Annotated in this window: 10 protein-coding genes and 1 pseudogene; 6 read left to right on the top strand and 5 right to left on the bottom strand. The window is 63.7% G+C overall.

Annotated features, from left to right (window positions below; genetic code table 11):
- The coding region (locus RMN73_RS09085; RefSeq protein WP_309603002.1) for a peptidylprolyl isomerase at window positions 1-1,180 on the bottom strand (1,180 nt) is incomplete at its 3' end.
- A gap of 78 nt (window positions 1,181-1,258) precedes the next feature.
- Window positions 1,259-3,493: an LPS assembly protein LptD gene (locus RMN73_RS09090; RefSeq protein ID WP_309603003.1), complete on the bottom strand. Its 2,235-nt coding sequence runs from the start codon at window positions 3,491-3,493 to the stop codon at window positions 1,259-1,261.
- A 234-nt stretch (window positions 3,494-3,727) separates the two neighbouring features.
- Here RMN73_RS09090 and RMN73_RS09095 point away from each other — a divergent pair, with 234 nt between their 5' ends.
- The 4 genes from RMN73_RS09095 to ndk all read left to right on the top strand — a co-directional run bounded on the left by RMN73_RS09095 (window position 3,728) and on the right by ndk (window position 6,624).
- On the top strand, window positions 3,728-5,182 hold the full coding sequence (locus tag RMN73_RS09095) for a leucyl aminopeptidase (RefSeq protein ID WP_309603004.1): 1,455 nt from the start codon (window positions 3,728-3,730) through the stop codon (window positions 5,180-5,182).
- A gap of 9 nt (window positions 5,183-5,191) precedes the next feature.
- A complete protein-coding gene (locus RMN73_RS09100; RefSeq protein ID WP_309603005.1) occupies window positions 5,192-5,629 on the top strand; it encodes a DNA polymerase III subunit chi in 438 nt (145 codons plus the stop codon).
- Window positions 5,630-5,726: 97 nt separating this feature from the next.
- The gene (locus RMN73_RS09105) at window positions 5,727-6,095 is read left to right on the top strand and encodes a VOC family protein (RefSeq protein ID WP_309603006.1); all 369 of its coding nucleotides are present in this window, start codon (window positions 5,727-5,729) and stop codon (window positions 6,093-6,095) included.
- Window positions 6,096-6,201: 106 nt separating this feature from the next.
- Entirely contained in the window at window positions 6,202-6,624 is a 423-nt protein-coding gene (ndk, locus tag RMN73_RS09110; RefSeq protein ID WP_309603007.1) for a nucleoside-diphosphate kinase, read from the top strand.
- A gap of 63 nt (window positions 6,625-6,687) precedes the next feature.
- Here ndk and RMN73_RS09115 read toward each other — a convergent pair whose 3' ends face one another.
- From RMN73_RS09115 to purM, 3 genes and pseudogenes are all read right to left on the bottom strand, one after another.
- The gene (locus tag RMN73_RS09115; RefSeq protein WP_309603008.1) at window positions 6,688-7,188 is read right to left on the bottom strand and encodes a hypothetical protein; all 501 of its coding nucleotides are present in this window, start codon (window positions 7,186-7,188) and stop codon (window positions 6,688-6,690) included.
- 3 nt (window positions 7,189-7,191) lie between these two features.
- Window positions 7,192-8,154 carry a phosphoribosylglycinamide formyltransferase gene (purN, locus tag RMN73_RS09120; protein WP_309603009.1) on the bottom strand — a complete coding sequence of 321 codons (963 nt, stop codon included), beginning with the start codon at window positions 8,152-8,154 and terminating at the stop codon, window positions 7,192-7,194.
- A pseudogene (gene purM / locus RMN73_RS09125) lies at window positions 8,147-9,239 on the bottom strand (phosphoribosylformylglycinamidine cyclo-ligase). Before purM ends, purN begins: the two are co-directional and overlap by 8 nt.
- Window positions 9,240-9,307: 68 nt before the next feature.
- On the opposite strand from purM, the gene RMN73_RS09130 reads away from it, so the two are divergent.
- Window positions 9,308-10,549 (top strand): heavy-metal-associated domain-containing protein, encoded by a 1,242-nt coding sequence (locus tag RMN73_RS09130; RefSeq protein ID WP_309603010.1) that lies wholly within the window; start codon window positions 9,308-9,310, stop codon window positions 10,547-10,549.
- Window positions 10,546-11,169: an HdaA/DnaA family protein gene (locus RMN73_RS09135; protein WP_309603011.1), complete on the top strand. Its 624-nt coding sequence runs from the start codon at window positions 10,546-10,548 to the stop codon at window positions 11,167-11,169. The genes RMN73_RS09130 and RMN73_RS09135 overlap by 4 nt, the downstream gene beginning before the upstream one ends.
- The last annotated feature ends 3 nt before the right edge of the window (window positions 11,170-11,172 follow it).

The raw sequence follows: 11,172 nt of genomic DNA on the forward strand, positions 1-11,172 counted from the left end.
GGACACCTTCTTCGAAGGTGCCGAAGGGTCGGGTTGCCTGGCCGACCTGAATGGGCAGCATCATCGTCTGCAGCGCTTCGGGTAGCTCCTTGAGCTTGACCCCGTCCGACTGGACGACCTCGGCACGGAATTCGGACGCCATCTTTTCCGCGCCGCCGCAGCCACCGGCATTTTGCGCGGCCAGGGCAAAGCGTGCGACGATCGGCTCGGCGGCCGCCTTGGTGGTGCCGGCCGGGAACGTCAGCGAGACCTGCTTCAGATTGAGCTCGGCGTTGCGCGGATCGGCGGTCAGCACCTTGCGGGTGTCCTGCAGCGCGATGATCGATACGCCGCCCGGTACCGACACCGGCGATGACACCTGGCCGGGCTGGAGCGAGCGAACGACGGCAGCGATCGGGTCTGGCAATTGCTCGGGACGAACCCAGCCAAGGTCGCCGCCAACCGCACCAGTCGAAGCTTCGCTATATTGGCGGGCATAACCGACGAACGAGCCGCCCTTGCGCAGCGCGTCGATAATCTGGGTCGCATTGGCCATCGCCTGCGGCTGCGTGGTCGCATTGGCCGACAGGAAGATTTCGCTGACCTTATATTCTTCGGTGCCCTTGGACGCTTCCATCCGGTCGATTACCGATTTGACCTCGTCGTCGCCAACGTTGATCCCGCTTTCGATCTTCGCGCTCTGCAAGCGGCGCCACGACATTTCGCCGAGAATCTGGCGACGGATCGAGCGAATCGAGGAGCCACGCGACTTCAAATAGTCGCCCATCTGCTCGGGCGTCTGCTTGACGTTGCCCGCAACGCGAACAATCGTGCGATCGATATCGGCATCGCTAACCTTGATCTCGGCCGCTGTTGCAGCCTGGATCTGGAGCGTCTCGTCGATCAGGTTGCGAAGTACTTGCTGGCGCAGCCGGTCGATTTCGTTCGCGGGAATTTGCCCGCCATTGGCAATCGCCAACAGCGCAAGCCGCTGATCGACGTCGGTTTGGGTGATGACTTCGCCGTTGATGATTGCGGTCGCCTTGACCACCGACGGCAGGCTGTTGCCGAAGACTGTCGGGTTTTCCGGCAGGTTCAACGCGCTGGTGCTCGACACGGCATTATCCTGGGCCGAGGCCGATGCGGCCGCCGCAATCAGCGCGACGAGCGTCACAAGCGACGCTGCCTTGGTCCGGTTCATCTTCAATCCCACCCTCAAATTCCTTATCATTCAATCGTTTGTCGTCAGGCCTTTCATCCAAACTCGCTGAACGCAAGATTAGCGACCGAGCCCCTTCAGTGCGATTCTCAATGCAAATGTACTGCCTTTGCGGAAGGCGCCAATGCGCTCATAGTCGCGCTTCCACGACAGGCCAAGCTCAAGGCATTCGTCTTCATATGTCACCCCGAGGCGATGGCGGACAGGCTCATAGCCATCGGCCAAACTCAGCGGATCTTCCTTGGCGTCGGTCAGGTCGATGACCGTCGCGCCGAACACCGACCAGTACCGTGCAAACTTGATCCGGCCGGCCAGGCGCAGCTCTTCCTTGTCGCGCAAATCCTCGACCGAACTGCCGATATTCCGGTTGAGCCGGAGGTAGCCGATCTGGGCATAGGTCTGGTCGGTGCCGACGGTCAGGTCGAGCTCGTTGCGACGCGGCGCAAAGTTACTCTTGTCGATGCGGAAGCGGTGAGTGAGGTCGATCAACCGGCCGAATCGAACCCGGGTCCGGCCGACGATGTCCGAAAAGCGGTCGGTCAGGCCGGTGCCGTCGGGACAGATGCTTTCGGCGCGGGTCAGGCGATAGCTTTGGCCGATGATGGTGTCGATCGACACGTTGGGGCGGTCGAGCGCATATTCGATGCCATAAGTGATGCGCGAGCCGTCTTCCCAGCGATCGTAACCGGGGAAGCGGTTGAGCGCGAACAAATTGCTGTCCTCCAGGTCGATCGACCGTGCGTCCTCGTTCGGGATTGAAAGATTAGGCGTGGGCGGCGTGAGCACGATTTGCACTCGCGGGGTCAGTCGCTGGGTGCCGCCGAAAGCCGGGCCGATGAATGGCCAGCGCATGTCCGCTGCCAGCGCCCCAATCCCGCGGGCATGCCAGCCGTCGCGACCGGCATAAGCGGCGACGTTGGTGTCGGCACTGTCGGAGGAGTGATAAATGTCGCCGCGGGCATAAGCGGTGAAGGTCACTTCCTGTCCCATGCGGGTCAACTTGCGCAAATCCCAGCGCGCGCTGGCGAAGGCACGCTGCGTGTCCTGGCCATCGAGCCGCAGGATAGCGAGGCTGTTGGCCTGGACCTGAACCTTCCCGCCAACGAAGGTTCCCGGTAGGATGAACCGCGCATCGATCGCCGGCAGCGCGATCGGGATGCTGCGCTGACGATCGTCCACCCGAAGCCCTTGGAACGCCCAGCCGGCGATCGAGATATAGCTGGTCTGGTCGATCCGCTCGACATCGATGAAATTGCGAAGCACATCGTCGCGGCTGATGTCGTAGCGGCGGGTGACGGTCTTGTCCGACGCGGCGCGGAGCGATCCGGTAATGCTCCAATAAGGGTTGAGCTGGAACTTGCCATTGGCTTCGACATAACCACGGAAGTTGCGGCGTGTGGCAGGGTTAATGGCATCGGGATCGGGGTCGTCGATCCGCCCATAGGTCAGGAATGCGCCAACTTGGTAGGCGCCGAGCGCGTTCAGATTGCGCAACCGCCCTTCGATCGCGGGTAAGGTCTTGGAATAGATGTGCGGGGTGAGCGTGAAGTCGATATTGCTCCGCGGCCGCCAGTAATAAGGCAAGGCAAGCTCAAGCCCGTTCGAGCTCGAGAAAGCGATTTCCGGGACCAATGCTCCTGACGTGCCGCCCGAACCGCCACTGCCGCCGCTTCCGACCGAGAAGATCGGCAGCAAGGGCAGGGTGATCCCGAACAGGCTGAGCCGCCCGCCCCGGAAGGTGATTTTATTGGTCGTCGGATCCTGCACGACGCGCGCCGCGACAATTTTCCAGCTCGGATTCTTCGGGCAGCCGCGTGAATTGGTCACCGGGCACGGCGAGTAGACTGCATTCTCGAGCGTGGTGACGCCGTTGATGCGCACCCCGCGGGTGGCGGCGATCCGCCCGCCGCTTTCGAGCACCACGAGCAAATTGTCGATCGTCCCGTCGCGCAGGCTGTCGGTCAGCGTGACCTTGTCGCCGATCAATTTGTCGCCTTGCGGGTTGACCACCACCACATTGCCCGTGGCGACGACTTCGCCGGTCTTGCGGGTCCACACCAATTGATCGGCGGCGACATAATTGCCGTCGCGATCGAGCCGCACCCGCCCCTGTGCCGTGACGATGTCGGCTTCGCTGTCGTAAATCACCTGGTCGGCGCTGAAATTGACTTGCGGTTCGGTAGGGGCTGCCGGGGTCGCAATTGCTGGCGCTGAGGTCTTGGCCAGTGGCGCCGGCAAAGCTTCTCCATCGCTCGGCCGGGCTTCGGCCGGGGCAGTCTGCGCAGCCGCTGCCATTCCCGGCGATGCGAGGTAAATCGGCAGCGCCGTCCAACCCAACCTTGTTGTTGATACGCTCAAGTCGACCCCGCCGGCACTACGCTTCGTGACTAGCCTATTACACCTTGCCCGCCGAGCGGCAATCCGCCTTGCGGCCAATCGCCCGACATCCACGCTTTGCTTGCCCAGGCGTTCCGTCCTAAAGGCCAAGCGGAACGGGATATTCGACCAATTTCAAGGATTGCGCCGCGCATGAAGATCAGTTTCGCCGACACTCGCCCAGACGGCGAATTTGCATTGGTCGTCCCGGTTGCGGGCAAAAATGGCAGCGAGCTTCTGCACGCGCTCGGTGGCGAGGTCGAGGCGTCGTTCGCACGACAACGGTTCGAGGGCGATGCAGGCAATTCAGCCGAGCATTTTCACGGCGGTCGACGGATTGTCGCGGTTGGCACCGGAGACAGCATTTCGCCAGCCGATGCGGCGGAGAAGCTTGGTGGCGCAGCGGTCGCGCGGCTGCTGATCTCGGGCGAGACCCAGGCGGTGATCGACCTGACCGGGCTTGGCTATGACGCCGATGCCGCTGCCAAGGTCGCGCTTGCGACGGCGCTTCGGGCGTGGCGATTCGACGTCTATCGCACCAAACTCAAGGACAAGCAGAAGCCGACGCTTGGCGCGGTGACGATCGTCGGCGCCGGTGCGGGCGCGGCCGATCGCTATGCCGCGCGCTACGCCGCCGTCGTCGAAGGCGTGTCGCTGACCCGCGAACTGGTCACCGAGCCGGCCAACATCATTTACCCCGAAAGCTTCGTCGCGCGGGTCAAGGCCAGCGTTGCCGGGCTCGGGCTGGAAATCGAGGTGCTCGATGAAGCGGCGATGACCGCGCTCGGCATGGGCTCGTTGCTCGGTGTGTCGCAAGGCTCGGTACGCGAGGCGCAGATCCTGATCATGCGCTGGAACGGCGGCACCGCTGGCGACGCGCCGGTCGCACTGCTCGGCAAGGGCGTGACGTTCGACACCGGCGGCATCTCGATCAAGCCTGCCGCGGGCATGGAATCGATGAAATGGGACATGGGCGGCGCTGGCGCGGTCGCCGGCGCGATGAAGGCGATCGCCGGGCGCAAGGCGAAGGCTAATGTGGTCGGCATTTGCGGGCTGGTCGAGAATATGCCCGATGGCAATGCCCAGCGCCCGGGTGACGTCGTGACGTCAATGTCGGGCCAAACGATCGAAGTGATCAACACCGATGCCGAGGGGCGGCTGGTGCTGTGCGACGTGATGACCTGGTGCCAGGCCAATGTGAAACCCAAGGTGATGATCGACCTCGCCACGCTGACCGGGGCGATGGTGGTCAGCCTGGGCCATGAGATGGCCGGGATGTTCGCCAACGACGACGGCTTGGCCGATCAATTGCTCGCCGCCGCCAAAAGCTCGACCGACCAATTGTGGCGCATGCCGCTGGGCGAAGCTTATGATCGGCTGATCGACTCGCCGATCGCCGACGTGAAGAATGTCGGGCCCCGCGAAGGCGGATCGATCACTGCCGCGCAATTCCTCCAGCGGTTCGTCGACGACGGGGTCAAATGGGCGCATCTCGACATTGCCGGTATGGCTTGGTCGGACAAGCCCAAGCCAACCTACGATCGCGGTGCGACCGGCTATGGCGTGAGGCTGCTCGACAAGTTCATTGAGGAAACGGCCGAGAGGTAAGCTGCCGCAATGCGGGTCGATTTCTACCAGCTCGGCCCCAGTGGCCATGACGGGGTGATCGGGACGCTCGCCGGCAAGGTGCTGGGCGACGACGGGCGATTGCTGCTGGTCGCCGAGGATGAAGCGCTGCTGGCGCGGCTCGACCGGATGTTATGGGACGAGGGGCCGGCGAGCTTCCTCCCGCACGGGCTTGCCGGCGGGGCCGACGATCCGCGCCAGCCAATTCTGCTGTCGACCACCACCGATGCCCCCAACCTCGCGCGCAACATCCTCATCGCCGACGGCCAATGGCGCGACGCCGCGCTCCATTTCGACCGGGCATTTTATCTGTTCGATGCGGTAACGCTGGAAGGCGCGCGGCTCGCCTGGAAACTCCTTGCCGGCCGCGACGAGGTCGAGCGGCATTATTGGGCCAATGTCGACGGCAAATGGGTTGAGAAGGCATAGGGATCGTCTTATTTGTCGCGTGCCGTGCCGTGCCGTGCCGAGCCGAGCCGAGCCGAGCCTGTCCGCGTCCCTCGCCCGCAGTCAGGAGGAAGCGATCATGACGATTACGTCATTCGAAATCGTCTCAATTCCCGTTTTGGATGCCCAGAAAGCCAAGGCATTCTATCGCGACGTAATGGGATTTACCTTGGTCCGGGAGGAGCCGATGGGCCCCGACATGACATGGATTCAGCTCGCGCCGAAAGGATCACCGGTGACGATTGCGCTGGTCACCTGGTTCGACAATCTCAAGCCGGGCGGGCAACAAGGATTGATGGTCAACAGCGACAATATTGACGCCGATCGCGATGCGCTGATGGCCAAGGGGGTCGAAGTCGGCCCGATCGGGCAGCAGGCGTGGGGCCGCCACGCGATGTTCAGCGATCCCGATGGCAATGGTTGGATTCTTCGGCAAGCGTTGACCTGAGCAAGCGAAAAAGGGCGAGAAGGGTCGACCCAGCCTTGCTCTCCCAACCGCCTCAAGCTAGGGGCGCGCCAACCCCTTACCACCCAACCCACAGATGGAGCTTTCCATGGCGGTTACCCGCACCTTTTCGATCATCAAACCCGACGCTACCCACCGCAACCTGACCGGCGCGGTCACCAAGATGCTTGAGGATGGCGGGCTACGCGTCGTCGCCTCGAAGCGGATCCACATGACCAAGGACCAGGCCGAGGGCTTTTATGCGGTCCATTCGGAGCGGCCGTTCTTCAACGACCTCGTCTCGTTCATGATCTCGGGGCCGGTCGTGGTCCAGGTGCTCGAGGGTGAGAATGCCATGCAGCGCAACCGCGACATCATGGGCGCAACCAACCCTGAGAACGCCGAGGCCGGCACGATCCGCAAGGAAATCGCCGAATCGATCGAGGCCAATTCGGTCCACGGCTCGGACAGCGACGAGAACGCAGCGATCGAGATCGCTTACTTCTTCAAGCCAGAAGAAATCGTTGGATAAGCGCTGACCGCGCCTGAAAAATGAGAGGCCGTCGGCGCGATCCGGCGGCCTTTTTTAGCTGCCTTACCCGCGAGTCAGACCGGTCAGCCGAAGCGTTGGGCCGCCGATCAGCCCGCCGGCTCTCCAGCGATAGGGGATGCGATAGCGCGCGTTGCTGCGGCGCTCGGAACCGGCTTCGATGTAGCGCGCGTCGAGCGTCACCTGGAGTGCGCCAATGCCGTCTTTCTTGCCCTCGGGAAGCAAGCGCTCGACCGCGTCGCTGGTGAGCATGGGGTCGTTGCCGAGGTCGAGCAACGGTTTGCCCGCCGCAGCGACGGTCAAAGACTCCAGCGCATGGCCGGCCTCGACTGGGGCGATGGCGAGGCGCTTGCCGTCCCCTTCGACGCGGCCACGCAGTGCGAGCGGGATGGCGCGGGCCTGCTCGACCACGACCGCAGGACGATCCTCCTTCGACCAGCTGTTCCACAAGGCGAGACCGGAGATGATCAGGCCAACGACCGCCACGCCCTCGCCGAGATTAATCCAGCGGCGGCGGTTGCTTTCGATCGGTTTCGGTCCGGGCACGTGTCAGAACTCCTCGGTAATCGACATCAATTTGGTCAGGCGGGGCGGGGCGCAGGCGCGCCAGCTTCGTTCGAGCCATTCTGCGACATGGTCCCAATCGACGTCGCGGCGGTTCAGCTTGATCGCCAGCCAGCCGCCAGCGCCATAATATTTGGGCCAGTAATAAACGTCGGGATGGGCCTCGATCAGGCCGCCCATTTCGTCCGGCCCGCTCGCCTTGACTAGAAGCCCGATCGCTTCCTCACCATGATGGTGATCGGCGAGAATCGCGAACAATTTGGGAGTTTTGCCTGATCCGACCGACCAGCCCGGTGAGCCGTGGCTGGTCTTGCGGCCGACCTCGGGCAAGTGGCTGGCGAGTTCGTCGATTCGCTGCTCAATCCAGCTCGCAGTTAGCGGACGCGAAACAAATTCAGCGAGGAGTCGGGGGTATAGCTGATGTTCAGCGATTAGCACCCGTGTGGCGAGCGTATCGGGTGTGTCGCCGGGGAGAACCGCGACTTTGACCTGGCCGAGGATCGCGCCCGAATCGACCTCGTCACTCACGAGATGGACGGTCGCGCCGGTCGTTGTTTCGCCCGCCGCAAGCACCGCCTCGTGCGAGCGGAGGCCCGGGTGAAGGGGGAGGAGCGACGGGTGAATGTTGACCATCTTGCCAGCCCAGCGCGCGACGAATTCGGCCGGAATGATGCGCATGAAGCCGGCTAGGGCAATGGTATCGATGCGCGCAGCGTCGAGCGCATCTTGCAATGTATTCCAGTAGCTTGCGCCCAATAACTTGGCGTCGAGAGCGAGGATTGGGGCGCCTTCTGCATGGGCTAGTTGCAGTCCCGGCACATCGGCCTTGTCGCCGCTGACCAGCGCAATTTCATAGGGGCAGTCGTCGGCGCGGGCGGCGTAGATCAGCGCCGCCATATTCGAGCCGCGGCCCGAAATCAGGATCGCGACTCGCGCGCGTTCAGCCATGATGCGTGGCGAACCAGTCAGCGCGCGCGCTCCACGTCTCGGCGCTGCCACTGACCGTGCAACCTGCCTCACCAGTCTCGATCACGCCGATGCGATGGACGGTTTCGCCCGCCGCTTCGAGATCGGCGACGACGGTGTCGGCGGCATCGGGCCGGACGATCGCCACCATCCCGATCCCGCAATTGAAGGTCTGTGCCAATTCGCCCGGTTCAATAGCCCCTCCGGCCTGGAGGAAGGCGAACAGGCGGGGAAGCGGCCATGCGTCGGCATCGACGTTCGCATGGCAGCCTTCGGGCATAACTCGCGGAATATTCTCGAGTAATCCACCGCCAGTGATGTGGGCCAAAGCGCCAATCCGCCCTTCGCGGACCAGCGGAAGCAGGCTCTTCACATAAATTCGCGTCGGCTCGAGCAAGGCCGCGCCAAGCAAGCGCTCCTGGTCGAACAACGCCGGCCGGTCGAGTTTCCAGCCGTTGGTCTCGATCAATTTACGGACCAGCGAAAAGCCATTGGAGTGAACCCCCGAACTGGCCAGTCCGAGGATCACGTCACCAACGCGTACATCCTTGCCGGTCAGCGCCTTGGCCCGATCGACCGCGCCGACACAGAAGCCCGCGAGGTCATAATCGCCGTCCGAATACATGCCCGGCATTTCCGCCGTCTCGCCGCCGATCAAGGCACAGCCAGCAATGCGGCACCCATTGGCGATCGACGCGACCACCTCCGCAGCGACCGCCTGGTCGAGCTTCCCGGTGGCGTAATAATCGAGGAAGAATAACGGCTCGGCGCCCTGCACGATGAGGTCGTTGGCACACATTGCGACCAAGTCGATCCCGACCCCCGTCATGGCGGCCGGTGTCGATCGCCAGCTTTAACTTGGTCCCGACCCCGTCATTGGCGGCGACCAGCAGCGGATCGTCATAGCCTGCCGCCTTCAAATCGAAGAACCCGCCGAACCCGCCAATCTCGGCATTGGCACCGGGGCGTGCGGTGGCGCGGGCGAGCGGAGCGATCGCCTTGACCAGGGCATTGCCGGCGGCAATCGAGACCCCGGCATCGGCATAAGTGAGCGGCTTTTGCGACATGACGGCAGCCACTAGCCACAAGCCGCTTGGATTTCCACGCACATATCGCCAAAAGCCCGCTTATGGTCATGGCCCGGCGCACTGCCTTCCATATCGCAGCCGCAGCTGCCGCGCTCGTCGCTGGCGGGATCGTGGTCGCGCAGATGGAATCGGGTGATCGTGGGATTGCCCCGATCGACAGCTCGGGCACGCTCGAAATCACCGGCATCCACGTCGATGTCGGGGGCAAGGACGCCAATGCCGCTCGCTACGCGGGATGGCGGGTGGCGCAGCGCGAAGGCTTCAGGGCGCTGTGGGCCAAACAGCACGGCCGCCCGGTAAGCGAATCGCCCAACCTCAGCGATTCGGTGCTCGATACCTTGGTTAGCTCGATCATTGTCGAGCGCGAACAGATCGGGCCGACGCGCTACATTGCCGATCTCGGCATCCTGTTCGATCGCGCGCGAGCCGGCGAGATGCTCGGAGTCGCGGGCGTGGTTCGCCGCTCCGCACCAATGTTGCTGATCCCGGTGCTGGTGACCGGCGCGACAATGACCAGCGTCGAACAGCGCAACGTGTGGCAGCGGTCGTGGGCGCAGTTCCGCACCTCGCAAAGCCCGATCGATTATGTCCGGGTCAGCGGGGCCGGGGTCGATCCGTTGCTGATCAATGCTGCGCAAACGGAGCGTCCGGGGCGCGGTTGGTGGCGCAATATCATCGATTATTACGGTGCTGCGGATGTGCTGGTGGCTGAAGCTTCGTTGCACCGCGAATATCCGGGCGGGCCGGCGGTCGCGCGCTTCATCGGCCGGCACGGGCCTGACGGAGAAATTCTCGGCGGGTTCGAACTGCAGGCCAAGGACAGCGCCGACATACCGCGCATGATGGCCGAGGGCGTAGCGCGAATGGACCAATTGTTCACGCTGGCGCTGGCCAATGGCCGGCTTCGTCGCGACTCCAGCCTGATCATCGCGGAACCGCCGCCGCCGGTCGAGGAAGTGACCGAGCCGGTCAAGGTGGCGGTCGCCCCGCGGATTGTCCAATTGCAGATACTGACTCGCGACGAAGCAGGACTGTCGTCGGCGTTCGGCGCGATCCGCGGTATCGTCGGGGTCGATGCCGTGTCGCCGCGCAATACCGCGATCGGTGGCTGGTCAATCCTGCTCGTGACCTATCGCGGTGAGCCGTCGGCGCTGGCGAGCGCGATGTCGGCCCGCGGCTGGTCGGTCAGCGATGTTGGCGGGACGTTGCGAGTCAATCCCGGATTGCCCGCGCCCACTGCGCCAAAGCCGCCAGCCGACAACAGCCAAGCGCCCGCTGGCCAGGAATGAAGGCCGCCGACCAGATCGCGCTCCCGCTCGACTGGCCGCAAGTCGGGGAGGAGCAGCGCTTCATCCTGAGCGAGGCCAACCGCGCCGCGTTCGATCATTTCCGGGGCTGGAGCCTGTGGCCGGTCAAGGCGACGATCCTGACCGGTCCGCGCCGATCGGGCCGGTCGCTGCTGGCGCGCAATTTCATCGCCCGGGTCGGCGGGCGATTGTTCGACCATGCCGATGAGCATGACGAGGAGGAGCTGTTCCACGCCTGGAACCAAGCCCAGGAGACTGGCCGGGCAATGGTCATGATCACCAATGGCGAGGCACCGTGGCCGGTCAATCTGCCCGACCTCAGGACCCGGCTTGCGGTCACCCCGGTCACCCGCATCGCCGAACCCGATGACGCATTGTTTGCCGCGTTGATCGACTTGCTGTTTGCCGACCGCGGGCTGCACATCCCGGCCGAAGCGGTCAAATTCATCACCGAACGTGTGCATCGCGATTATATGACGGCCGAACGGGTGGTCGAGGCGATCGATCGTCACGCCTTTGCCGAACGCGCGCGCCTGACCTTGCCGACCATTCGCCGCGCCCTGGGGCTCGCCGGGCTAGTTGATCAACGAGGTGTGGCGTGAGTG

The sequence above is a fragment of the Sphingomonas sp. genome, assembly GCF_031372575.1.
Taxonomy (GTDB): Bacteria; Pseudomonadota; Alphaproteobacteria; order Sphingomonadales; family Sphingomonadaceae; genus Sphingomicrobium.

Excerpts from the sequence above, each read along its gene's own strand:
- RMN73_RS09135 (WP_309603011.1), top strand. The coding sequence starts at position 10,546 with ATGAAGGCCGCCGACCAGATCGCGCTCCCGCTCGACTGGCCGCAAGTC.
- purN (WP_309603009.1), bottom strand. The coding sequence starts at position 8,154 with ATGGCTGAACGCGCGCGAGTCGCGATCCTGATTTCGGGCCGCGGCTCG.
- ndk (WP_309603007.1), top strand. The coding sequence starts at position 6,202 with ATGGCGGTTACCCGCACCTTTTCGATCATCAAACCCGACGCTACCCAC.
- RMN73_RS09105 (WP_309603006.1), top strand. The coding sequence starts at position 5,727 with ATGACGATTACGTCATTCGAAATCGTCTCAATTCCCGTTTTGGATGCC.
- RMN73_RS09090 (WP_309603003.1), bottom strand. The coding sequence starts at position 3,493 with ATGGCAGCGGCTGCGCAGACTGCCCCGGCCGAAGCCCGGCCGAGCGAT.
- RMN73_RS09095 (WP_309603004.1), top strand. The coding sequence starts at position 3,728 with ATGAAGATCAGTTTCGCCGACACTCGCCCAGACGGCGAATTTGCATTG.
- RMN73_RS09130 (WP_309603010.1), top strand. The coding sequence starts at position 9,308 with ATGGCCCGGCGCACTGCCTTCCATATCGCAGCCGCAGCTGCCGCGCTC.
- RMN73_RS09100 (WP_309603005.1), top strand. The coding sequence starts at position 5,192 with ATGCGGGTCGATTTCTACCAGCTCGGCCCCAGTGGCCATGACGGGGTG.